This is a genomic window from Metabacillus bambusae (assembly GCF_017497975.1).
Lineage (GTDB): Bacteria > Bacillota > Bacilli > Bacillales > Bacillaceae > Metabacillus > Metabacillus bambusae.
Genome location: NZ_JAGDEL010000013.1, coordinates 35,702 through 61,502, shown reverse-complemented (window position 1 = coordinate 61,502; position 25,801 = coordinate 35,702). Strand labels below are relative to the sequence as shown.

The 25,801-nt window shown below is 37.3% G+C and carries 22 protein-coding genes; 21 read left to right on the top strand and 1 reads right to left on the bottom strand.

What is annotated here, in order from left to right:
- The first annotated feature begins 126 nt into the window (after window positions 1–126).
- From I7822_RS16860 to I7822_RS16810, 11 genes are all read left to right on the top strand, one after another.
- Entirely contained in the window at window positions 127–1,098 is a 972-nt protein-coding gene (locus I7822_RS16860; RefSeq protein ID WP_207980279.1) for an ABC transporter permease, read from the top strand.
- 17 nt (window positions 1,099–1,115) lie between these two features.
- Window positions 1,116–2,012, top strand: coding sequence for a carbohydrate ABC transporter permease (locus I7822_RS16855; RefSeq protein ID WP_207980278.1), 897 nt, complete (start codon window positions 1,116–1,118; stop codon window positions 2,010–2,012).
- A 115-nt stretch (window positions 2,013–2,127) separates the two neighbouring features.
- Window positions 2,128–3,762, top strand: coding sequence for an extracellular solute-binding protein (locus I7822_RS16850; protein WP_207980277.1), 1,635 nt, complete (start codon window positions 2,128–2,130; stop codon window positions 3,760–3,762).
- A gap of 100 nt (window positions 3,763–3,862) precedes the next feature.
- Window positions 3,863–6,127, top strand: a complete 2,265-nt coding sequence (locus I7822_RS16845) for a DUF5703 domain-containing protein (protein ID WP_207980276.1) — start codon at window positions 3,863–3,865, stop codon at window positions 6,125–6,127.
- 80 nt (window positions 6,128–6,207) lie between these two features.
- Window positions 6,208–8,604, top strand: a complete 2,397-nt coding sequence (locus I7822_RS16840; protein WP_207980275.1) for a glycoside hydrolase family 95 protein — start codon at window positions 6,208–6,210, stop codon at window positions 8,602–8,604.
- 279 nt (window positions 8,605–8,883) lie between these two features.
- Window positions 8,884–9,816, top strand: coding sequence for an aldo/keto reductase (locus I7822_RS16835; RefSeq protein WP_207980274.1), 933 nt, complete (start codon window positions 8,884–8,886; stop codon window positions 9,814–9,816).
- Between the two features lie 15 nt (window positions 9,817–9,831).
- Window positions 9,832–10,845 carry a zinc-binding alcohol dehydrogenase family protein gene (locus I7822_RS16830; RefSeq protein ID WP_207980273.1) on the top strand — a complete coding sequence of 338 codons (1,014 nt, stop codon included), beginning with the start codon at window positions 9,832–9,834 and terminating at the stop codon, window positions 10,843–10,845.
- A 31-nt stretch (window positions 10,846–10,876) separates the two neighbouring features.
- Window positions 10,877–11,707, top strand: a complete 831-nt coding sequence (locus I7822_RS16825) for an amidohydrolase family protein (RefSeq protein ID WP_207980272.1) — start codon at window positions 10,877–10,879, stop codon at window positions 11,705–11,707.
- A gap of 18 nt (window positions 11,708–11,725) precedes the next feature.
- On the top strand, window positions 11,726–14,023 hold the full coding sequence (locus I7822_RS16820) for a glycoside hydrolase family 95 protein (RefSeq protein ID WP_207980271.1): 2,298 nt from the start codon (window positions 11,726–11,728) through the stop codon (window positions 14,021–14,023).
- A gap of 57 nt (window positions 14,024–14,080) precedes the next feature.
- Window positions 14,081–14,704: an SGNH/GDSL hydrolase family protein gene (locus I7822_RS16815; protein WP_207980270.1), complete on the top strand. Its 624-nt coding sequence runs from the start codon at window positions 14,081–14,083 to the stop codon at window positions 14,702–14,704.
- 254 nt (window positions 14,705–14,958) lie between these two features.
- Entirely contained in the window at window positions 14,959–15,963 is a 1,005-nt protein-coding gene (locus I7822_RS16810) for a L,D-transpeptidase family protein (RefSeq protein WP_243459510.1), read from the top strand.
- An 84-nt stretch (window positions 15,964–16,047) separates the two neighbouring features.
- On the opposite strand, the gene I7822_RS16805 is transcribed toward I7822_RS16810, so the two are convergent.
- Entirely contained in the window at window positions 16,048–16,926 is an 879-nt protein-coding gene (locus I7822_RS16805; RefSeq protein ID WP_207980269.1) for an AraC family transcriptional regulator, read from the bottom strand.
- A 135-nt stretch (window positions 16,927–17,061) separates the two neighbouring features.
- On the opposite strand from I7822_RS16805, the gene I7822_RS16800 reads away from it, so the two are divergent.
- The 10 genes from I7822_RS16800 to I7822_RS16755 all read left to right on the top strand — a co-directional run bounded on the left by I7822_RS16800 (window position 17,062) and on the right by I7822_RS16755 (window position 25,714).
- The gene (locus tag I7822_RS16800) at window positions 17,062–17,376 is read left to right on the top strand and encodes a UxaA family hydrolase (protein WP_207980268.1); all 315 of its coding nucleotides are present in this window, start codon (window positions 17,062–17,064) and stop codon (window positions 17,374–17,376) included.
- A 26-nt stretch (window positions 17,377–17,402) separates the two neighbouring features.
- A complete protein-coding gene (locus I7822_RS16795) occupies window positions 17,403–18,563 on the top strand; it encodes a UxaA family hydrolase (protein ID WP_207980267.1) in 1,161 nt (386 codons plus the stop codon).
- An 18-nt stretch (window positions 18,564–18,581) separates the two neighbouring features.
- Window positions 18,582–19,376: an SDR family NAD(P)-dependent oxidoreductase gene (locus tag I7822_RS16790; RefSeq protein ID WP_207980266.1), complete on the top strand. Its 795-nt coding sequence runs from the start codon at window positions 18,582–18,584 to the stop codon at window positions 19,374–19,376.
- 26 nt (window positions 19,377–19,402) lie between these two features.
- Window positions 19,403–20,176: an SDR family NAD(P)-dependent oxidoreductase gene (locus I7822_RS16785; protein WP_207980265.1), complete on the top strand. Its 774-nt coding sequence runs from the start codon at window positions 19,403–19,405 to the stop codon at window positions 20,174–20,176.
- Window positions 20,177–20,196: 20 nt separating this feature from the next.
- On the top strand, window positions 20,197–21,093 hold the full coding sequence (locus tag I7822_RS16780; protein WP_207980264.1) for a fumarylacetoacetate hydrolase family protein: 897 nt from the start codon (window positions 20,197–20,199) through the stop codon (window positions 21,091–21,093).
- Between the two features lie 19 nt (window positions 21,094–21,112).
- Window positions 21,113–21,541 (top strand): L-fucose mutarotase, encoded by a 429-nt coding sequence (gene fucU / locus I7822_RS16775; protein WP_207980263.1) that lies wholly within the window; start codon window positions 21,113–21,115, stop codon window positions 21,539–21,541.
- Between the two features lie 232 nt (window positions 21,542–21,773).
- The gene (locus I7822_RS16770) at window positions 21,774–22,190 is read left to right on the top strand and encodes a VOC family protein (protein ID WP_207980262.1); all 417 of its coding nucleotides are present in this window, start codon (window positions 21,774–21,776) and stop codon (window positions 22,188–22,190) included.
- Between the two features lie 324 nt (window positions 22,191–22,514).
- The gene (locus I7822_RS16765) at window positions 22,515–23,378 is read left to right on the top strand and encodes an AraC family transcriptional regulator (RefSeq protein WP_207980261.1); all 864 of its coding nucleotides are present in this window, start codon (window positions 22,515–22,517) and stop codon (window positions 23,376–23,378) included.
- Between the two features lie 217 nt (window positions 23,379–23,595).
- Window positions 23,596–24,519: a sugar phosphate isomerase/epimerase family protein gene (locus tag I7822_RS16760; protein WP_207980260.1), complete on the top strand. Its 924-nt coding sequence runs from the start codon at window positions 23,596–23,598 to the stop codon at window positions 24,517–24,519.
- A 28-nt stretch (window positions 24,520–24,547) separates the two neighbouring features.
- The gene (locus I7822_RS16755) at window positions 24,548–25,714 is read left to right on the top strand and encodes a Gfo/Idh/MocA family protein (protein ID WP_207980259.1); all 1,167 of its coding nucleotides are present in this window, start codon (window positions 24,548–24,550) and stop codon (window positions 25,712–25,714) included.
- The last annotated feature ends 87 nt before the right edge of the window (window positions 25,715–25,801 follow it).

Genomic DNA, 25,801 nt, shown 5'->3' with positions numbered 1-25,801 from the left:
TATCCCTTAATTGTCCCCTGTATTTTCAAGTGTACCTATTAAAAACTGTCTGCCCATGTTAAATTCAAATCAGTTTACAGCCATCAATTATGACAGCGTTTACAATAAACGATAGGAGTGGTTAAGTTGAAAGTTGAGGTAACCAATAAGGCTCTCCCTGATTCGAATACCTTACAAGTAAAGTCAACTATTTGGCGCAATGCAAAAAAGTCTTTAAGAAGACATTGGCAATTTTATCTTCTAATTATACCACCAGTTTTATATTTCATTATTTTTAAGTATATCCCCATGGTAAATTCAGTTATTGCATTTAAAGATTATAACGTCGTTCAAGGTATATGGGGAAGTGAGTGGGTTGGTTTCAAACATTTTGAGTTATTTTTTAACAACCCACAATTTTGGATCCTAATCAAGAATACTTTTTTCCTTAGTTTGTATGCTTTAGCCGTTGGATTTCCCATCCCAATCCTTTTGGCACTTTCGCTAAATGAAATTCGCAATGGCATATTTAAGAAAACTGTACAGATGGTAACCTATGCACCTTATTTCATTTCAACAGTAATCATTGTTTCAATGTTAACGTTAATGTTTTCTCCAAGACTCGGAATCGTCAATCAACTATTAGGACACTTAGGCCTTGAATCTATAAATTTCCTGGGATTGCCGGATATGTTCAGAGACATCTATGTATGGTCTGATGTATGGCAACACGCTGGATATTCTGCAATCATTTATTTGGCAGCGCTTTCAGGGATTGATCCATCACATTACGAAGCAGCGAAAGTAGACGGAGCAACAAGGCTTCAGAAAATCCTTTATATTGACTTACCAAGCATCATGCCTGTTGCAACAATTATCCTAATTCTCAGTGTAGGAAACATAATGGCTCTTGGTTTTGAAAAAGTCTTTTTATTACAGAACCCTCTCAACTTATCTACATCAGAAGTGATAGCGACATATGTTTATAAAATTGGTTTGCTGAATGCAAACTTTAGTTTTGCAACTGCAGTTGGATTGTTCAATTCAATGATCAATTTAATCCTACTATTGGTTGTAAATGCACTCGCAAGGAAAATTTCCAAAAACGGACTGTGGTAAAAAAGGGGGAGTAAAAATTGTTTAAAAATAATAACAAGATAAAAGAATCATTTACTGATCGCTTTTTCCTTACAAGTGTCTATATTTTTTTAACTCTCATACTGATTGTTGTTCTTTATCCATTAATTTATATTGTCAGTGCATCAATAAGTAGTCCTGCAGCGGTTACATCAGGAAAAGTATGGTTATGGCCAGTCGACTTGTCTTTTAAAGGTTATGAAATCATTTTTGGGAATTCTCAGATCGTGACAGGTTATTTGAATTCATTAATTTACACTATTTTTGGAACATTGATAAGTGTTACGTTAACGGTGTTGATTGCATATCCCCTATCTAGAAAAACATTCTTTGGGCGGAATTTATTAATGGTTTTTATTGTGTTTACGATGCTGTTCTATGGTGGGCTAATTCCAACCTATCTTGTGGTGAAATCATTAGGAATGGTTGATACGAGATGGGCATTATTGATTCCTAATGCAATCGCAGTTTGGCAAGTCATTATTGCACGTACATTCTTTCAAACGTCAATTCCAGATGAATTAGTAGAAGCAAGTGAAATGGATGGATGTAGTGATTTACGCTTTTTATGGTCGGTTGTACTTCCACTAGCTAAGCCTATCATTGCAGTCCTATTTTTAATGTATGCAGTCGGTCAATGGAATGCCTACTTTGATGCTTTAATTTACTTGAAGAATCCTGACTTACATCCACTTCAGTTAGTGCTTCGGAATATTATTATCCTCAACACAAGCACTGGAGGGATGGAGGCTTCTGAAATGTTAGAGCGACAGCAACTAGCTGATTTAATGAAATATGCATTAATCGTAGTTGCGAGTTTACCAGTTATGTTGATTTACCCATTTGTACAGCGTCACTTTGTAAAAGGGATGATGATTGGTTCTGTTAAAGGGTAATGATGCTCTTTAACTTTTCTGAAAGGGGTGGTCTTGATGTAGAAATCATAGCTGTATATTATTCATTTTCTTAGATTGCTAATGTTCTCATTTCAATGAAAAGGGGAAGGTTACGATGAAAAAAACGATCCTGCTGTTATTATCAACATTACTCATATTAAGTATTGCTTTAGTCGGTTGCCAATCGAATGAACAAACTGAAGTGTCAACAGAGGATGGTGGGGATGGACCAGTTAAAATTAAGGTTTTTGCTCCCCAAAATGCAGAAACTGACTTAGAAACGAACTCATTCACCAAGCTTGCCGAAGAAAAATTTGCTATTGATCTTGAATGGCAAACAACAACCTTTGATGCTACCTCAGCTAGTGAAGTAAGAAATATTGGTCTTGCCAGTGGTGATTACCCTGACCTCTATTTACTTATTCCATGGGTTGATCAATTTACTCAAACTGATTTGCTTCGTTATGGAAAACAAGGTGTAGTTATCCCATTAAATGATTTAATTGATAAGCATGCACCAAACATAAAGAAGGTCTTAGACAATCATCCATACTATAAATCTATGGCAACTGCACCAGATGGTAATATTTATGGACTACCACAGTTAAATGAATGCTTCCATTGTTCCTATGGAAACAAAATGTGGATGAACACAGATTGGCTTGAAAAATTAAATTTAGAAATGCCTACAACTCCTGAGGAATTTAAGAATGTTTTGACAGCCTTTAAAACGAATGATCCAAACGGAAATGGTAAGCAGGATGAAGTTCCATTAAGTGGTTCACCAGGTTTAATTGAATCTTCCGTTATTCCATATTTAATGAATGGTTTCATTTATGATGATTCCCGAACTAGATTATTATTGGAAAATGGAAAAGTCGATTTAGCAGCTGATAAAGATGAATGGAAGGAAGGTCTATCTTATATTAAATCCCTATATGAAGAAGGACTAATAGACAAAGGGGCATTCTCGCAAAATACCGAGGCGCTACAAAAATCTGGAAATAACTCAGAGGCTCAAATTCTTGGTGCTGCGGCTTCGATGCATCCCGGGGTCTTTGTAAGTGAACCTGATTATCAAAAACAATACGATCCAGTTGCCCCACTCAATGGACCAAATGCTGAGTATGCAACCTATAATTATCCAAGTAGTCCTGGGGGAGCTTTTGTTTTAACCAACAATGCAAGTGAATCAGTTCAAATTGCTGCAATCAAGTTGGTTGACTACATGTTCACTCAAGAAGGACAGATTCGAAGTCATTTTGGAGAAGAAGGAGTAAGTTGGAGAAAACCTCAAGATGGAGATGTAGCAGTTGAGGAAGGAGCAAATCCAATCTTAGCAACCATTCCTTCTAAAGAAGGTGATGAACCTCGAAACGATAATTGGGGAGCAATGGCTCAATACTACCAGCCTAAAGAATTCAGGGATGGATGGATCCAAGCTACAGATATTTACTCACCAGAAGGTTATGAACGGAGATTACAGGAAGCTACTCATTTGTATGAAGGGAAAGAACCTTCTGAAATTTTCCCGCATTGGGCAATTTGGATTGATCCTGCGGTTGCAGATGAAGCAGCTATGATCCGGACAAATATAGAGGACTATATAGACCAGAATTCACTCCAATTTATTACTGGATCTAAAGATTTAGACAAGGAATGGGATGCATATATTGAAGGGTTTGAACAGTTGAACCTCAAGCGCTATCTCGAAATTATGCAGGAAGCTTATGAAAATTCAGGATTATAAAAAGTTTTGAAGATTTGAAACAATTGAATGCAGAGCCGATGAAGCTATACTTCGTCGGTTCCTTCATTTTAAAAGGCTAAATTATTCAAGGAGAGGAAAAATGCTCACAAAATTGCTGGAATTCTATAATGTGAAATGGTGTAAAGAAAGCCTTAACTCATCCGAATCTATGCCTCTTGGTGGAGGAGATGTTGGGTTAAATGTGTGGGTAGAGGATTATGATATTCTCTTTTATATATCTCGGAGTGGGACTATTGATGAAAACGGACAAATGTTAAAGTTAGGACGCTGTAGACTTAGATTAAACCCAAATCCATTTAAGCAAGCTTCTGAATTTGTTCAAGAATTGGTGCTTTCTCAAGGGATCATCAATATTACTGTAAGAGATTATAACAATAGCTTAGTGAAAATTAAGTTATGGGTAGAAATTAATCAACCGATTATCCATGTAGACATTGATTCTGAGTCTGATCTAACAGTTGAAGCAATTTTTGAAGCGTGGAGAAATAGTCCTCGTCTAGTCGTTGATAGAGATCCTTGCTCAACATTGATTGATTATCCTGGAGAAGTATACACATATGAGGACATTATAGATTTTGATCAAGATGGAGTTCTATTTTATCATCAAAATGATAATAGCAAGCTCATGTTTGATAAAGAAGTTCGTTTACAGCAATTAGACAATTATAGAAACGAAATATATAATCCAACTCAAAATTTAGTGTTTGGTGGATATTTATTTGGTAGTGGGATGTCTGAAAGTGAAATAGTTAAGGATACGTATCAAGGTGTTCCTTTTATAGGATGGTCATTAAAGAGTAAGGCACCTACAAAAAAATGTAATATTGATGTACATTTACATACCTCATGTGTTCCTAACATTGAAGGTTGGAAAGCTGAATTACAGAAGGTAATTGAACAGAACAAAGATAAGAAAGGGTCATGGGCTTTTCATCAGAACTGGTGGAGTGAATTTTGGGGATTGAGTCATATTATCATCAACCCTAATGAAGTAAATTCCGAAGATCCAGCTTGGCAGGTAGGAAGAAATTATCAATTGTTCAGGTTCATGCTTGCATGTAATGCATACGGTAAAGAGCCTACTAAATTTAACGGAGGGCTTTTCACTTTTGATCCCGTTTATGTTAATGAAAAATACCTTTCTGAGACTCCAGACTTTAGACGTTGGGGAGGTGGAACATATACAGCACAAAATCAACGATTAGTATACTGGCCGATGTTGAAATCTGGTGACTTTGAAATGATGAAGCCACAATTTGATTTTTACCTTAGGGCACTTGAGACGGCAGAATTGAGAACACGAGTTTATTGGGGACATGAGGGTTGTTCGTTTACTGAACAGCTAAATCATACAGGATTACCAACGAGTCGAGAGTATGGCTGGAATCGACCACAAGACCTTGATCCTGGTGTTGAAGATAATGATTTCGTAAATTATGAATATGTTCACCAATTAGATTTTGCTTTTATGATCCTTCAAAACTATCAATATAGTGGTCAAGATATTTCTACTTACATGGCGTTTATTGAAAGTGCCGTACGTTTCTTCGACGAGCATTATCAATATCAACATCTGCAACAGACTGGCAAAAAGCTTGATGAAAATGGGCATCTTGTTATTTACCCATCAACAGCTGTTGAAACGTTTAAAAATGCAAAAAATCCCTCAGATGTCATTTCAGGATTAATCGCTGTTATTAAGCTGATGCTTGAGCTACCAGAGGAATTGGCAAGTGCAGGAAAAAAGAAGGAATGGCTTGAAATCATAAATCGTATTCCACCTATATCATACGAAGAAAAGGAAGGAAAGAGAACGATTGCTCCTGCAGAGTCTTGGTCATATGTCCGAAATGTTGAAATACCGCAGCTTTATCCGTTATTTCCATTCAGAATATATGGAATGGGGCGGCCTGATTTACAAACGGCACTAAACACTTGGCGGGTTAGTGTATATCATAATCAGCACAAGGGATATGTTAGTTGGCACCAAGGAAATATTTTTACCGCTCTTCTTGGTTTAACAGAGGAAGCAGCAGAATTTGCGATTAAAAAATTAGCTGATGGCCCACACCGTTTTCCAGCTTTTTGGGGTCCAGGACATGATTGGACACCTGATCATAATTGGGGCGGAACAGGGATGATTGGACTTCAGGAGATGCTTATGCAAACGAATGGAAAATCCATTTATTTACTACCAGCATGGCCGGACAATTGGGATGTGGATTTTAAATTACACGCTCCATTTAAAACAATGATTAAAGGGCGTTACCAAAATGGAAAGTTAGAAATGATTGAAGTCTCTCCAAAAGAACGATTGAAGGACATTGTTAATATGAAAGAGTAAGAGCTATGGTTATAGTTGATTCTGCTGACTATAAATGTTCAATTAGTATCTACAAATTTTAATATAGGGGGACATTCATAATGAAGTTAAACTATCAAACTAGTGCGAAAACATGGACAGAGGCACTTCCTATCGGAAATGGTCGACTCGGAGCAATGATTTTTGGTGGCGTGGAATTGGAAAGATTACAATTAAATGAAGATACCTTATGGTCAGGAAGCCCGAAAGATTTTAATAACCCTGAAGCAAAAAAATATTTACCTGAAATTAGAAAGCTTATTTTTGCTGGGAAATATGAAGAAGCTGATCACATTGCAAAAAACATGATGGGTCCCTATACCCAATCCTATCTACCCTTTGGTGATTTATTAATAAAGTTTGATCACGATGGTATTGAAAAAAAATATAGACGAAGTCTTGATTTACAGGATGGTATTGCTCGTGTGCAATACAATGTTGATGATGTAACCTTTACACGCGAAATATTTTCATCTTTTGAGGATCAAGTGATTGTTATTCATCTTAGGACAAATAAGTCGGGTAAGATTAACTTTACTGCTAAATTAGAAAGCTTACTTCAAACCGTAATAGAAAGGTCTAATGAAGAACTTATTCTTAAAGGAAATTGCCCAGAGAATGTAGATCCAAGCTATTTCCGAGATAATGAGAATCCCATTATTTATAACCAAGAGGGAAATGGTAATTCACTAACATTTGAAGGGCGGTTAGCTGTTCAGAAAGAGGGTGGTGCATCCTATATTGATGATGGAGGTCTTCATGTTTTGGGTGCGACAACAGTAACACTGTTCTTTTCAGCTGCTACAAGCTTCAATGGATTTGATAAATCTCCTCGTAAAGAAGGGAAAGATCCTTCAATTACAGTCATGAAATACTTAAATGAAGCGAAAAAGAATAACTTTGAAACACTTCGAGAAACTCATATTAAAGACTACAGATCACTGTTTGATCGTGTTGAGCTTGATTTAGGTCCATCATTAGTTACTAATGAAATTACGACAGACCAATGGATTGAACAATATGGAGCAAGAGATCCTAAATTAGTGGAGCTTCTGTTTCATTTTGGCCGATATTTAATGATCACAAGTTCTCGTCCTGGAACACAGCCAGCCAATTTACAAGGTATTTGGAATAATATGCTTCAGCCACCTTGGAGCAGTAATTATACACTCAATATTAATGCACAAATGAACTATTGGCCTGTAGAAACATGTAATTTGGCGGAATGTCATCTGCCATTCCTAAATTACATAGATGAACTAGCCCATAATGGAGAAAAAACAGTCCAAACAAATTATGGTTTGCGAGGCTGGACTGCCCACCATAATGCAGATATTTGGCGTCAATCTGCGCCAGTAGGGGCATATGGTCATGGTGATCCAGTTTGGGCGTTTTGGCCAATGGCTGGAGCTTGGCTTTCGCAGCATTTATGGGAGCATTTTGCATTTAGCCGAGACAAACAATTTTTACGTAATAAGGCTTACCCAATTATGAAAAAAGCAGCATTATTTTGTATGGACTGGCTAATTGAAGATGAAAAAGGATATTTAGTGACAGCGCCTTCAACTTCACCAGAGCATAAATTTGTAACGGAAGATGGCAAAATGGCAGCAGTTAGTATGGCGACAACGATGGATCTATCTTTAATATGGGATTTATTCACAAGCTGTATTGAAGCAACAAAAGAGTTAGATAATGACATAGAGTTTAGACAAGAATTAGTTGAAAAAAGATCGAAATTATACCCACTTCAGGTTGGTCAATATGGGCAACTACAGGAATGGTATAAAGATTGGGATGATCAGGAACTAAATCATCGCCATGTCTCACATCTTTTTGGGGTATATCCGGGGAGGCAGTTTACTGAAAAAGAAACACCTGAATTATTTAAGGCTGCTAAACATTCTCTTATGCGTAGAGGTGATGAAGGAACTGGCTGGAGCCTTGCTTGGAAAATATCATTATGGGCACGTTTTAAAGATGGAAATCGGGCTCTAGGTCTAATAACTAACTTTCTTCAGCTTGTTACTGATGAGAATAGTACAAATTATCAGCGTGGTGGAGTATATCCCAACTTGTTTGATGCACATCCACCTTTTCAAATTGATGGGAATTTTGGTTTTGTCGCTGGGGTTGCTGAGTTATTACTTCAATCTCATACAAAGGAAATTCATTTATTACCTGCATTACCCGATGCATGGCCAAATGGGCATGTTCGGGGACTTAGAGCACGTGGTGGTTTTGAAATAGCTCTGGAGTGGGGGAATAAGGAAATGAAGCAAGTCGAGATATATTCATTAAAAGGAGAAAAATGCATTCTTAAAACAGATGTTAATGTTGAAGTAAAAGTAGGAGATAAAGTTGTCGAAATTGAAAAGATCGGACATGGAAGTATTTCTTTTGCGACGGTGGCAAGGGAATATTATACGATTCTCCCCATAAAATCAGTTATTGTTTAGTTGAACAATAGATTTGATAATAAGCTAAAGGGCGACTTAAAAGGACTGACACCTCTCAACATCACTAATATAGTTCCTTTCAACTTTTAAGAAGCTACATTCTGTGGTGGAGGGGTTTGAACCTTTGTTTTTGAGGTCACCCTTTTATTATTTTTACTAGAGTGATCGGTATCTTTTGATAGATAACATGAAAAGGTATAAAAACATCAGAATAAGTCATTTTTATACCTTGAAACTCGTGTTAAAATTTTGAAAACGCTTTAAAAAGGAGGAATCACGATGAAATATAGAAAACTTGGGAAAACCAATCTAGAAGTCTCAACTCTAAGTTATGGGGCATCATCATTAGGATCTGTATTCCGAAACATAGATGAAACCGAAGGGATTAGAACGGTTCATACAGCAGTAGATCTGGGAATAAATTTAATCGATGTTTCACCCTATTATGGATTAATGAAAGCTGAAACTGTACTTGGAAAAGCGATTAAAGAAATCTCTCGTGAGAAATTTATTCTATCTACTAAAGCAGGACGATACGGAGAAAATGAATTTGACTTTTCGAAGAATCGGATAATAAATAGTTTAGAAGAAAGCTTGAAAAGGCTCTCCACAGATTATATTGATATTTTACTTTTGCATGACATCGAATTTGCTTCTTTTGATCAGATCATGGAGGAGGGCATTCCCGCACTTCAACAATTGAAGGAGCAAGGTAAAATTCGATTTTTCGGGGTATCAGGTTTACCGTTATCGATTTTTGAAAAGGTTCTTAAACAAAAAAGTCTTGATGTCATTCTGTCATATTGTCATTATTCCTTGAATGATTCCTCTTTGTTAAATATCCTTCCTCTTTTGGAACAAAAGCAAGTCGGATTGATCAATGCCTCCCCTTTATCAATGGGATTACTTAGTCAGCGAAGTGTACCTGAGTGGCATCCTGCATCACGTGACATCATTGAAACCTGCAAACGAGCAGCTGATTATTGTAAACAGCAAGGAGAAGAGCTCTCAAAGTTAGCGATTCAGTACTCAGTAGCAAACGGAAAGATACCAACAACTTTGGTCAGTACCGCAAATGTGGAAAATATCAAAAAGAATATTACCTGGGCAAATGAACCAATCGATTTAGAACTTCTTCAAGAAGTGCTAACTATTCTAGAGCCAATTCATAATAAAACATGGCCAAGCGGTAGTAGTGAGTATCAACGATAAAAGGGAGGTAATAACATGAAAGCAATCGTTTGTGAAAAACCTAACCATTTCAAAATCATTGAAACAGAAAAGCCTGTTTTAAGAGGCGGAGAAGCTTTGATCACCATAAAGAGAATCGGGATCTGTGGAACAGATATCCATGCCTATAAAGGAAATCAACCTTTTTTTACATACCCTAGGATTCTAGGTCATGAATTATCAGGAATCATTGAAGATGTTGAAGAGAATGATAGCGGGCTAAGAAAAGGTGATCAAGTTGCTTTTATTCCATATTTGCATTGTGGAAAATGTATTGCTTGTAGAACAGGGAAAACGAATTGCTGTACAGAAATGAATGTCATCGGGGTTCATCGGGATGGAGGTATGTGCGAAACACTAGCTGTACCAGTAACTCATTTGATTAAGACAAATGGAATTTCTCTTGATGAAGCTGCAATGCTAGAACCCATGTCGATTGGTGCACATGCGGTAAGGCGTTCATCCTTAAAGAAAGGTGACCAAGTAGTTGTGGTAGGAGCAGGCCCAATAGGGTTAGGAGTCATGGCCTTTGCAAAATATCGTGGGGCATATGTCATCGCAATGGATATTAATGATGAAAGGCTAGCGTTTTGTCGAAGCTTTGCAAATGTAGATGAAACAGTAAATGCAAAAAATGATCCAATCCAGCAATTATTAGAAATCACAAATGGGGATTTACCAAGTATTGTCTTTGATGCAACAGGAAACAGACCATCTATGAATCAAGCTTTTCAATACGTAGCACATGGAGGAACATTAGTTTATGTTGGCTTGGTAAAGGGTGACATAATATTCCATGATCCAGATTTTCATAAAAAAGAGCTCACGCTGATGGGGAGTCGGAATGCTACGAAAGAAGACTTTAGCAATGTAATGGAAGCGGTAAAATCCTCAAGGATTGTTTTAGAATCCTTAATTACACATCGATGTTCATTTAATGAGATGGCTGAAGAGTTTGATAGCTGGCTTTTACCAGAGTCAAATGTGATTAAGGCGATGGTCGAAAGATAACACGATTAGGGAAGAGAGGTGTCAAGTTTTTATGAAAATTGATGCACATCAACATTTTTGGATCTACAACGAAAAAGAATATGGCTGGATTAGTAAAGACATGTCTGAATTGCGACGTGACTTTTTACCTGGAGATCTTGAAAAGCAATTACAACATCTAAATTTTGACGGCTCCATTGCTGTACAAGCTAGACAAAGCTTAGAGGAAACAAGCTGGCTATTAGAATTAGCGCAAAAATATGAGTATATCAAGGGAGTTGTGGGCTGGGTTGACCTATGTTCACCAGATGTGACAAAACAACTGAAACATTTCTCTGATAATCTCTATCTTAAAGGAATTCGCCATGTGATCCATGATGAAGCAGATGATCAATTTATGCTAAGAGACGATTTTCAGAGAGGGATCCGTGCACTAAATGATTTTGGCCTTACATTTGATCTCTTGCTGTTTCCAAAGCATATTCCTTATGCAATTGAGCTTGTTGAAAAATTCCCGAAACAGCCCTTTGTATTAGATCATATCGGTAAGCCTGATATAAAGAATAAAGTCATTTCGCCATGGAATAATGATCTTACAAAATTAGCAAAATACAAAAACGTTTATGTGAAACTGTCGGGCATGGTGACAGAGGCTGATTGGAAGAATTGGGGAAAAAGGGACTTTAATGCATATCTAGATGTTGTGTTTAATTCGTTTGGGCCAGATAGAATGATGATTGGCTCTGATTGGCCGGTTTGCACAGTTAGTAATCGCTATGAAACAGTCATGGAAATTGTCTTGGATTATGTAAAACGATTTGCTCCTGAATCTGAGAATCTGATACTTGGGGAGAACTGTTCTAGATTTTATTCAATAAAATAAGAAAGGTAAGAAGCAACCATGAATAAAAATGTCATTTGGTTTAATAAACCCGCAGATAATTGGAATGAAGCACTGCCAATAGGTAATGGACGATTAGGGGCAATGATCTATGGGAAAACAACTGTAGAGCAAATTCAGTTAAATGAAGAATCTGTCTGGTATGGGGGATTCAGAGATCGCAACAATCCAGATGCCTTAGAAAATCTCCCTAGAATTAGAGCGCTATTAATGGAAGGTAAGCTAAATGAAGCCGAGCAATTAGCAACCTATGCCTTATCAGGAACACCAGATACTCAGAGACACTATATGACACTTGGTGATCTTTATTTGGATTTTGGTCATGATGGGATCGGAGAATACAAGAGGGAGCTTGATTTGAAAAATGCACGAGTATCAGTTGAATATTCTTATAAAGATACAAAATTTAAGAGAGTAATGTTCTCCAGCTACCCAGACCAAGTAACGGTGATTCGCCTTACAGCAGACAAAAAAGCTTCCATCTCTTTTACAGCCAGACTTTCAAGAGATCGAAATAGATACATAGAGGACTTATTTTCAAAAAGAAACAATAATCTCGTTATGAAGGGGAACTGTGGTGGTAAAGACGGTTCTGATTTTTCCGTTATTTTATCTGCTCTTGCAGAAGGTGGAACAGTTGATACAATCGGAGAACATCTTATCGTTCGTGAGGCTGACTCGGTTACGTTATTGTTAGCCGCAGAAACAACCTTTCGTCATCCTGACCCAGAAATAGAATGCTTTAAAAAGATTGATCTTGCAGCGATGAAGGATTTTCAACTACTAGAAAAACGACATGTCGTGGATTATTCATGCTTTTACAATAGAATGGAACTAAATCTAACCGACGATGAATTATATAAGGAGCTTCTTCGATTACCAACAGATGAAAGACTGAACAGGGTGAAAAATGGCTACGAAGATCAAAAGTTGATTGAATTGTATTTTCAGTTTGGACGCTATTTACTGATTTCGAGCAGTAGACCTGGTACACTTCCAGTGAATCTGCAAGGAATATGGAATGACCAAATGAGGCCACCTTGGGATAGTAAATATACGATAAATATTAATGCACAAATGAACTATTGGCACGCTGAGGTGTGCAACTTGTCAGAATGCCATGAGCCATTATTTGATTTAATCGAACGAATGCGAGCACATGGCAGACATACTGCGAAGGTCATGTATGGATGCAATGGATTCGTTGCCCATCATAACACCGATATTTGGGGAGATACGGCACCACAGGATATCTACCCTCCGGCAACCTATTGGCAAATGGGGGCAGCCTGGCTTTGTCTTCATTTATGGGAACATTACCAGTTTACTTGTGACAAAGTCTTTCTTGAAAAGAGCTATGAAACGATGAAAGAGTCGGCAGAATTCTTTTTGGACTTTTTAGTTGAAATAAAAGGTGGATACCTTGTTACAAGTCCATCAGTTTCACCTGAAAATACTTATATACTGCCTAATGGAGAAAAGGGAACATTGTGTATTGGGCCATCTATGGACAATCAGATTCTATACGATTTATTTCATGCTTGTATTGAAGCAAGTGAGATAATTGGGATAGATAAAGAATTTAGGGGACAATTGGGCGAGGTTTTAGAGCGTATTCCTAAACCTAAAATCGGTAAATACGGTCAAATTCAAGAATGGCTTGAAGATTATGAAGAGGCTGAACCAGGTCATCGTCATATTTCACACTTATTTGCCCTACATCCAGGAAAGCAAATTACTGTTTCTGAAACTCCTGAACTTGCGAAGGCTGCGAGAAAGACATTGGAAAGGCGTCTTGAAAATGGCGGTGGTCATACCGGTTGGAGTCGTGCATGGATTATCAATATGTGGGCAAGGTTGGAGGATGGTGAGCTTGCTTATACAAATATTTTAGAAATGCTAAAACATTCTACACTTCCGAATCTATTTGATAATCATCCGCCATTTCAAATCGATGGAAATTTTGGCGGAACGGCAGGAATAGCTGAAATGCTTTTACAAAGCCATGTGGGTGTTCTTCATTTCCTCCCTGCGCTACCTGAAAAATGGGTAAAGGGATATGTGAAAGGGATAAAGGCTAGGGGTGGCTTTGAGATTGATTTATATTGGAATAATGGATCAGTTAAGAAGGTAGTGGTTCATTCTTTATGTGGAAATGAGTGCAAAATAAACTGGATGGGTCCGTTTAATCTAATAGATAGAAATAACGAAAAAGTGAATGTTCTAAATGAAAAAAATAATAGAATAATCAGTTTTCCTACAGAACGAGCAGGTATTTATACAATAAGTGTAAAATAATAAACTGTGACATTATAAATATCTTAAATTACTAATAGTAAATAAGGAGATTAGAGGATGGCAACGAAAAAAATTTTATTAATAGGGGATAGTATTACAGATTGTGGAAGACGAGAAGATCAAGAGGGTCTAGGATATGGGTATGTAAGAATTTTACATGATTACTTGGTGACAACGTATCCATCTACTAACTATCAAATTGTTAATACAGGAATCGGCGGAGACAGAGTCACTGACCTAGCTGCAAGATGGCAAACGGATGTCATTGCCCATCAACCAGATTATGTTTCGATTTCAATTGGAATAAATGATGTATGGAGACAGCTTGACCGTCCTGAAATTGAGCAAGTAACTCCTGAGATATTTCACCAAGTTTACGTAAAGTTATTAACACAAGTAAAAGAAGAAACCAACGCACAAATTGTATTAATGGAACCAACGATTATTGAGGAAGATATAGAGTCCACCGGAAATAAGATGTTAAAAGATTATGTAGAGATCGTAACTAATCTTGCTCAACAATTCGATGCAACAATCGTTCCAACGCATCAGGCATTTATCAAGTATTTACAAGCTGAAAACAATTATAAGCTAACTACAGACGGCGTTCACATGAATTCCACGGGAAATATGTTGATGGCAACTACTTGGCTTCGAGCGTTTGAAGAACGACTAAAATAAGATTATAGGGAAAAGAGGCTGGCTCATAAAAGAGTCAGCCTCTTTTTTATGCTTTCCTTGTACCTAAAAAGGAATGAGTAACATTTCAGCCAGATAATGATTTATCAACGATGGGAGTGGATAAAAAACGCTATGGTTGTATGTAGCTACTTTATCGGAATTGATTATATTTTCAAAATATTGTAAATTAACCAAACAATTTCAGAATATATATCGTCTTATAAAGTGTATTAACAACTAAGGGGGGAACAGAGTTGATTAAAAAATGGTTTTTTCTATTTGTGTTGGCAATTCTGATGTTTTGTAGTGTAGGGGTATCTTCTGGTTCTGCAGCAGGTAGCAAATTTATTATCATTAATAAGTCAAACAATCAACTAGCTTATTATGAAAATAATCAACTAAAAAAAGTGTTTAAGGTAGGGACAGGAAGGAGTCAATCCTTAACACCAGAGGGAAAATTTAAAATTGTAAACAAGATTAAGAGTAGACCTTATTACACAGGGGGAATTCCAGGTGGTGACCCACGTAATCCGCTTGGTAATAGGTGGCTTGGATTAAATGCTAAGGGAACATGGGGCACGACCTATGCGATACATGGCAACAACAACCCTAATTCAATTGGTGGTTATGTGAGTAGCGGTTGTGTACGGATGTATGATAACGAGGTGGAATGGCTGTTCAATCAAGTGCCTGTTAATACACCTGTTATAATCACAACTTCAGGGAAATCATTTGATTCAATAGCGGTTTCTTACGGATATAAAGTAACTGAAAGCTCAGTTCCAGCTACGGCAAATGGATACACTCTCAAAAAAGGGAACAGGGGACCTGCTGTTGAAGAGCTTCAGAGGAAGCTTACTTCTCTAGGGTTTAGCACAAAAGGGATAGATGGTGTATTTGGTCAAAATACAGAATCTGCAGTCCGCCAATTTCAAAAGGCCCGACGTCTTACTGTAGATGGCATAGTCGGCCCTGCAACAAGAAAAGCACTTGGAGGAACCACAGTGACAAAGCCAACATCTCCCTCATCACCTTCAAAAGGGTCAGACCTAGCCAAAAGCGGCATCCTTAAAAAAGGAAGCAAAGGTGGTTCTGTAAAAGAACTTCAACGTATTCTTACTGCTAAGGGGTACAATACAAAAGGCCTGGACGGAATTTTTGGTCAAAACACGGATAAAGCAGTCCGTCAATTCCAAAAGGCACGTGGTCTAGCAGTAGATGGAATTGTTGGACCGAATACAAAAAAAGAACTTAGATAATCTTACACATATGCCCGTTTTACCTTTATAATCCTCATGGAAAGGAAACTACCATCCATGAGGATTTTTTCACCTTTAAATGAACTAAGACAAAATATTAATCATCATTTTTTTTCTGTACTCAGAAGGGGTCATCGACGTAAGTTTCTTAAATGTCCGAAAAAAATGGGGCATACTCGTAAATCCACATTGCTCAGCCACAGTTGAAATTTTCTCATTATAACTACTTAGTAGATCTTTTGCTAATAATATCCGCTTCATTGCAATATAATCCGTTACATTAATGCCAATTAGCTGTTTAAAGACACGGCTAAAATGAGAGGCTGAAACGGAAAAGCGTCTTGATAAAGAATTCAAATCTAAACTAGTATCTAAATGTTGATCAATATAAATTAATGCCTCTTTAAACCATTTTGGCCCGAAGGAAGACTGCTTTGTTATTCCTGTTTTCCAAGTAAGGCAATTTCGATTAAGGTGAAGCATAGTCACGTGCAACCATAATAGGATCGCATTCACTTGGTCTGGGCTTTCTGTCTCCACTTCATGCTTAAGGGTATCTATGTAGTCATTTAATTGAGTTTGGTGGTTATGCTCTAACGTATACTTATAATTCTTTCCTTTTTTTGATTCCTCAAAAATCTTCAAATATAAAAAACTATTACCAAAAGTAGAATGATTAAGTAGGGCAGGACTAAAGAAGATAGCAGTAGAGGTAAGAGAATGATCCTTATCAGGTATGGTACGGTGAATCGTATTACTTGGAATGATAATAAGATCATCTTTTTGTAAATCATAAAAAGTTTGATCAATGAAAAAGGTTCCTTTTCCTTCATGAATCATCACAATTTCTAACCATTCATGTGTATGTTCTGGAAGCTCATCTTGAAGATCTTTCGTTTGTTTATAGACGATATGAAATGGGAAAGATTTTTCAGATTCAAATTGTTTACGAATTGGTAACATTTATTCAACCACCTCACTTAATCTCTCCTTTCTATAATATCAAAATATGATACAAAGAAGTCAATTCAGGCAATTTTTATAACAATTAGTAGGTGATAGAATGAAAAAAAGTAAGTTTGAAAGGGAGGTAAAAGAATGGAAACAAAAGAGAAAACGTTTGGTGCAGGTGTTTCATGTATTGTCATGAATCAGAATGATAACGTTGTCACATTGCTGCGCTCGATTAATAAGGGTGAGGTATTAACATTTCAAATTGAAGATCAAACATGTACATTAATAGCTAAAGAGGATGTTGCTTTCGGGCATAAACTGGCACTCAATCGAATTAAAATCGGTGATACAATCCTGAAATATGGGGAGTCTATTGGCGTCGCTACAACTACTATTGAAGAAGGGGAACATGTTCATGTTCACAATCTAATCGGTGTTCGCGGCCGCGGTGATCGATAATTTTTTAGAAAGAGGAGTGATGGAAAATGACAATGATAAAAGGATATCGAAGACAAGATGGAAAAGTAGGTATACGAAACCATCTGCTGCTTTTACCAACTGTTGTCTGTGCTAATCAAGTTGTTAATCGAATTCAACAGCAGGTACCAGGATCGGTAGCCATTCCACATCAGCATGGCTGCAGCCAAGTAGGTGAAGATAAAGAGAGGACACACAAGGTTCTTGTTGGAATGGGGAAAAATCCAAATGTTGGTGCTGTCCTAGTTGTAAGCTTAGGCTGTGAGGTCATGAATGCTGAACAAATACGTGACGAAATTGCTGAGACGGGAAAACCAGTGATTTGGATCGATATTCAAGATGAAGGCGGCTCGGTCAATACAATTAAAAAAGGAACAGAAATAGCAAAAGAGCTTGCACAAAAAATTGCAAGTATTCCTTATGAAAATATTTCACTTTCAGAGCTAATTGTCGGTGTGAAATGCGGCGGTTCTGATGCAACATCAGGTTTATGCAGTAATCCTGCCTTAGGAAGAACGTCAGACATGATTATTGATCAAGGAGGAAGCATAGTGATGGGTGAAACGACTGAAATCATTGGAGCAGAACACATCCTAGCTGAAAAGGCAGTAAATGAAGAAGTAACGAAAAAATTATATGATTCGATTGCAAAATTTGAAGCAGAAATCGAAAGAATGGGTGTTGATATGCGAGGCGGCAACCCTAGTCCCGGAAATATTGAGGGAGGATTATCTAGCATTGAGGAGAAATCGTTGGGGTGTATAAGTAAAGCTGGTACAGCACCATTACAAGGTGTCGTTGACTTTGCGAGTGAAATACCTGGAAAAGGCTTTTATTTTATGGACTCGCCCGGAAATGATATTGAATGTGTCACAGGAATGGCAGCAGCTGGCATACAGCTCGTTTGTTTTACTACAGGCCGAGGAACGCCAACTGGAAATCCAATTGTACCTGTTATTAAAATTTCTGGCAACGAGGTTATGGCAAAGCGCATGGCAGACAATATTGATGTTGATACAAGTCCTGTTTTGCAAGGAAAAGAGTCTCTTCAACAAGCTGGGGAACGGATTTTTAATGTAATTGTCAGCGTAGCATCTGGAGAACTAACAAAAGCAGAGATTCTAGGTCATCAAGAATTTAGTATTAGTCGAATAGGAATTAGTCTGTAGGGAAAGGGAGGACATTTAGTGAAGCGCTTACTTAATAAAATTGCGTTAGTTACTGGTGGAAACCGTGGAATCGGTGAAGCTATTGTTTTGCGTCTTGCTGAAGAGGGGGCAGATGTTGCAATCAATTATTACACTGATAGTCTAAGAGAACAAGCAAAGGTGGTTCAGAGAAAGGTAGAAGAGCTTGGTAGAAGAGCAATTGTTGTGGAAGCTGATGTTGGTAATAAACAAGATGTAGAAGCAATGATCATGGTAGTTGAGGAGCAGCTTGGTGAAATTGAAATTCTGATTAATAATGCTGGAATTGCACCTTTTGAGCCGTTTATGCAAGTAACAGAAGAAACATGGGATCGCACATTTAATACAAATGTGAAAGCTATTTTTCTAACATCTCAATTAGCAGCAAAGCGTATGATTCCTAAGCGTAATGGAAAAATTATCAACATTTTGTCCACTGCCAGCCTCATGGTTACGAGCCCAGTTATCCCACATTATCAAGCCTCAAAAGCTGCTGGACATATGTTAACAAAAGGAATGGCGATTGAGCTTGGAAGATATAACATCAATGTTAATGCAGTGGGACCAAGTACGATTGAAACAGATATGTGTACTGATTTTCTGGCAGATCCAGAAATACGTCGCAAGGAAGTTGAAGCAAATCCGATGAAACGGTTAGGAACAGCTAAGCAAATTGGAGATGCAGTGGTCTTTTTAGCATCAAATGAAGCGGAACAAATTAATGGGCATTTAATGATGGTTGATGGCGGATTAACAGTTAAAGCAGCACAACCAGATGATCACATGGAACATTAACATTTAAAGAAAGGGGTTGAAAGAATATGAGATTGAAAGATAAAGTTATTCTTATTACTGGTGCGGGGTCTGGTATAGGGAAATGTACAGCTTTACTGTTTGCAAAAGAAGGAGCATCTGTTATTGTCAATGACTTAAATCCTGAAAGCGGAAATGACACGGTTTCGGAAATTCACGAAGCAAATGGTGAAGCCTATTTCATTCAAGCTGATGTTACAGATGCAAGCTCTGTTAAAGCAATGGTTGATGAAGCGGTTTCTAAATATGGACGAATCGATGTTTTGTTTAATAATGCTGGTATTAGCGGTGTAGGCAAGCTTCATGAAGTTGATCTAGATGCGTGGAATAAAACATTGAATGTTAATATTAATGGTGTGATGCTGCCAAGTAAATATGTTATTCCTCATATGATGGAACAAAACAAGGGTTCGATCATTAATATGTCTTCATGTATTGCTGAAATGGGACTAGCTGACCGTGCATCCTATTCAACGACAAAAGGAGCGATTTTAGCCTTAACAAAATCGATGCAGGTGGATTATGCTGCCTATAATATTCGAGTAAATGCAATTTTGCCAGGAACCATTTTAACTCCTTTTGTAAGAAATTATTTAAAGCAATCGTATGAAAACCCTGAGGAAGCCATTGAAAAGATTAAAACTCGTCAATTAAGTGGAGATTTAGGTAGGCCTGAAGATGTGGCCTATGCCGCCCTTTTTCTAGCATCAGATGAATCTAAGTTTATGATGGGCTCACCGCTTTATATTGATGGCGGAGTTGTATTTGGTAAGGATGCTTAATAATAGAGGAGGATTTTTCTATGAAACTAGTAACGTTTATAAAAGAAGGTAAGCAAGTATTAGGTGTAAAAATTGAGAATGGAATTATCGATCTTGAAGTAGCCTTAAGTGAAAAACCGAATGAACAAGTCCAAACAAATATCATGGAAGTCATCGCTGGCGGCCAGGAAACCATTTCTGTACTCGAAGATTATCTTTCAACACTTCCAACATCAAATAAAGCATCATATCTAAAAAATGAAGATGAAATCCAATGGGGACCTTGTGTCACACAACCGAATAAAATCATTTGTGTCGGGTTAAATTACCGCAAGCATGCGGATGAAACAAATGCTCCATATCCAGAAGTACCGATCTTATTTAATAAATTTAATAATACGTTGACAGGTCATAAAAGTGAAATTGCTGTACCAAAAGTAACGAAACAATTAGATTACGAAGTAGAACTAGGTGTCGTTATTGGGAAAAAAGCAAAATATGTAAGCAAAAAAGATGCATTGGATCATGTTTTTGGCTATTGTACGGTAAATGATTTATCAGCACGTGACTTACAATTAAGGACTCCTCAATGGTTACTTGGGAAGACATGTGATGACTTCAGTCCAATGGGCCCTTATCTCGTAACGGCTGATGAGGTTGGGAATCCTAATAATTTGCAAGTGAAAACGTATGTAAATGGTGAAGTTCGTCAAGATTCAAATACATCAGATATGATCTTTTACGTAGATGAAATCGTCAGCTATATCTCTCAGCATATGACGCTTACACCAGGAGATGTTATCTTAACGGGGACTCCAGAAGGTGTTGTATTAGGTTACCCAGTTGAAAAGCAAGTGTACATACAACCTGGTGATGAAGTTACCGTTGAAATTGAAAAATTAGGTTTGTTAACCAATATCTTTATTGAAGAAAAATAATCGATTGTAGGTTGATAATATGTTAAAAGGGATCCCACCAATCTTGTCTCCCGATTTATTAAAAATTCTTACTGAAATGGGACATGGTGATGAAATTGTTCTAGCAGATAGTAACTTTCCAGCAGTAAGCCATGCGCAAAGGTTAATTCGAGCAGATGGACATTCTATTCCCGATTTACTTGAGGCGATCCTAACGTTATTTCCACTTGATACGTATGTCGAACAGCCGATCACACTAATGGCAGTTGAGCTAGGTGATGATGTAGAACCAGTCATCTGGCAACAGTATCAGCAGATTGCTAATGAAAAAGAAGGAAAGCCTATCTCAATTGACATGATCGATCGCTTTTCTTTTTATGAGAGAGCGAAAGAGACGTATGCGGTTGTTGCTACTGGAGAAAGGGCACTTTACGCAAATGTGATCATTAAGAAGGGTGTTATTCGATAAGATTAAAAAAAAGTAAAATTTAATAAAAGGGAGTACGAAAGCTGTAACAGAACTTCATACGCTTTGTTTTAACTTGACAATATTGTGTTGTTTACAAATAATCTTAAAACTTCTCAATTCCATAATCAACCTTCCTTTTGGCTTTTGGTGGATTGCTTTAAAGTGATGAGATAATAATAATTGACTAAACTTAAACATGGATGATATTGTAAAAAATGGGAGGTGATAAAAGATGGGACTTCAAGCAAGTCAAATTTATGTTAATTTACCAGTTAAAGATCTAAATAAATCAGTTGAGTTTTTCACAAAAGTAGGTTTTGAGTTTAATCCTCAATTTACTGATGAAAATGCTACGTGCATGGTTGTAGGCGAAAATATTTTTGTTATGTTGCTGGTTGAAGAGTTTTTTAACACCTTTACGAAAAAAGACATTGCTGATGCAACGAAGAGTACCGAGGTTATTGTAGCAATTTCTGCTGACAGCAAAGAAATGGTTGATGAGATTGTACATAAGGCTTTAGCGGCTGGAGGGCAGCCTTCAAACGACCCAGTTGACCATGGCTTTATGTATGGATGGAGTTTTCAGGATATTGATGGTCATCTTTGGGAACTTATGTACATGGATGAAAATGCAGCCAATCAAGGTTAAGTATGAAAGAAATCACAATCTGAAAAAGCTTTGCGTTAAATAATGGACAGTAACCTCCTTAGACAATGGGAGGTTTTTTTGTGCAAACATAAGCTTGTGACCTACTATTCTCTATTCAATATTATCGTGAATTACAATATTGTTAGATGCAATAATCTCCTCAAAAACTCTTTTGTATGATCTATAATATAAGTATATATATGTAAGGTTGAATTAATCAATTTAGATCAAAGAATGCGTAGCTTTACTATTCCTAAGAAAATATATATAAATGATTAAATTTTAATCTAGTCAAATGTTAGCAATATAAATGGAGGGATCCATATGGGGCAATACTTTGTAAAACGCGAGATCGTTCCTAGCTTCGAGAATGGCACAACACCTAAGCTGCTTTATATTTGCGATGCAGCCCCTGAGCATACAAAACTCCCTAGGACCATGCATAAGCATGATAATATGATAGAAATTGTTTTTATCAAAGAAGGGTGTGGACAACAACTGATTGGTGATAGGCAATATACAGTACGTAAGGGAGATATTCTAATTTATAACAGTAGTGTTTTGCATGATGAATATGCAAATTCGGAGACACCCATGAGTGTATATTGTTGTGGAATCGCAAATGTAAAGCTAAAGGGGTTGCCATTAAATCATCTTGTTTCAAAAGATGCCCCTTATGTGTTGCACACTGAAGATGAACAGTTTGCCAATTTAGAAGCTTTGCTAGGAATGATGGTCTCGCAAATAAAAGAGGATAAGCCTGGTGGAGAAGAAATATGTAATTATCTCCTGTCTGCACTGATTACACTTATTTTGCAAATTCCTCAAGAGGAATCATGTATAGAGAAATCGAAAGACTATTTGCTATCAAATCAAATTAAAGATTACATGGATAAACACTATTTGGAAACGGTTACCTTGGAATCTATTGCTAAAGCACTTTCTATAAGCTCTTATTATATGGTACACATTTTTAAAGAAGCTACCGGCTTTTCACCTATTCAATACATTATTCGCCGCAGAATTGGAGAAGCACAATCTTTGCTTATCAATACTGATTACAGCGTTACACACATTGCTGGAATGGTTGGTTATGAAAATACCAATTATTTTACGACGCTTTTTTCAAAAACAGTAGGTATTCCTCCTAAAAAGTATCGTCAATTATGGATAAAAGGTGAAGGATAAACTAGTCATTTGAAATACGTTTTTTTTTGAGAATAACAAGATAGTGGAAAATTAACTCAAACTAACAGGAAAATATAACGTTTTTAGGAGTTCCTAAGTATTAATTTAAGCAATAATATGAAGGCGCTTTCTATTTACGGAGTTTATACTAAAACTATATTTTAAGTTCTTATTAGTAACTGAAGTATCATCTAATTTAGGATTTAGAGGTGTTTAAATGAGTATAAAAATTTCAGGTGCACCGTGCTGCTGGGGTGTCGATGATCCGAAAAATCCATATCTGCCACCATGGGAGCAGGTGCTCCAGGAAGCATCACTTGCGGGTTACAAAGGAATAGAATTAGGGCCTTATGGTTATATTCCAATGGACATTGAAAGAGTACAAGCAGAGCTATCAAAAAACAATTTAACGATTATAGCAGGAACGATTTTTGATGATTTGGTAAGTGAGTACAATCTAGAAAACTTACAAAATCAGGTCGACGATATTTGTTCTCTGATAACCAAACTACCACTCTCCCCACAAGGAGTAGGACAAAATTTCCAAACACCTTATCTGGTACTTATTGATTGGGGGCATGAAGAAAGAGATTACACAGCTGGTCATCCTGATCGTGCGAAGCGTTTATCAACAAAGGACTGGAACAATATGATTTCACATATTCGAATCCTTGCAGAGCAGGCTTGGAGTAAATATGGCGTACGACCTGTCATACATCCTCACGCAGGTGGTTATATCGAATTTGAAGATGAGATTAAAAAACTATTGCAGGACATTCCTTATGAAACGGCAGGGCTCTGCCTTGATACAGGCCACCTCTATTACTCGAAAATGGATCCGGTACAGTGGCTTCGAGATTGTGCAGAGCGACTAGATTATATTCATTTTAAGGACATTGATCTAGAAATATATGATCAAGTGATGGGGGAGCATATCCGCTTTTTTGATGCCTGTGGCAAGGGTGTAATGTGTCCGATCGGGCAAGGCATTATTGACTATGATTCTATTCATACATTGTTGAAAGAAATTAATTATCAAGGTTATATCACGATTGAGCAAGAGCGAGACCCTAGAAATTCTGATACTAGTTTACGAGATGTTAGTCAGAGTATCGCGTATTTAAAGAGTGTTGGGTATTAAAAATAATGATAGAAAGGGAGAAGAGATTATGATAAATGGTGAAAAAAAGCTTCAGAATCCGATCCGTTGGGCAATGGTAGGTGGTGGAAGAGGAAGTCAAATCGGTTACGTTCATCGTTCAGCAGCGTTACGTGATCAAAATTTTCAATTGGTTGCTGGTGCATTTGATATTGATCCAGAACGAGGTAAGGACTTTGGAATGAATGTACATGTTTCGCCAGAACGTTGTTACCCTGATTATAAAACAATGTTTGAAGAAGAGGCAAAACGTGAAGATGGTATTCAAGCTGTTTCAATTGCAACACCAAATGGTACTCACTATGAAATTTGTAGGGCAGCATTAAACGCAGGTTTGCATGTAATATGTGAAAAGCCTTTGTGCTTTACTACAGAACAGGCAAAAGAACTAGAGACTCTTGCGAAAACGAAGGATCGTGTTGTCGGAATTACTTATGGTTATGCAGGTCATCAGATGATTGAACAAGCACGTCAGATGATCGAAAAGGGAGATTTAGGTGAAATTCGAATCGTAAATATGCAGTTTGCCCATGGTTTTCACTCTGAGGCAGTAGAAGCGGATAATCCTAGTACGAAATGGCGTGTTGATCCCAAAATTGCTGGACCAAGTTATGTGCTTGGGGATTTAGGGACACATCCATTGTACATATCTGAGGTGATGCTACCGAATATAAAAATAAAAAGGCTTATGTGTTCTCGTCAGAGCTTTGTAAAGAGTCGCTCTCCATTGGAGGATAATGCCTATACACTAATGGAATACGATAACGGTGCGGTCGGGACTTTGTGGTCCTCTTGCGTAAATGCTGGTTCGATGCACGGGCAAAAGATTCGTGTCATAGGTTCTAAAGCTAGTATAGAATGGTGGGATGAACACCCCAATCAGCTCAAATATGAAGTCCAGGGTAAACCAGCACAAATCTTAGACCGAGGTATGGACTATCTCTATCCAGAATCATTAGCAGAAGATCGAATTAGTGGAGGGCATTCAGAAGGTTTATTTGAAGCATGGTCAAATCTATATACTCGTTTTGCAATGGCGATGGAAGCTTCTGATCGTGGGGAAAAGTTAAATGATTGTTGGTATCCTGGCATTGAAGCTGGTTTAGAAGGTGTCCGTTGGGTAGAGAATTGTGTGCGCTCGGCTGATAACGGGGCTATATGGGTGGAATATCAGTAAGAAAAAAATAAAAAACATCATGGCTAATCTATTGGCTATGATGTTTTTTATATTCGTTGTAGAATTGTATCAAATTTGAGGTAAGGT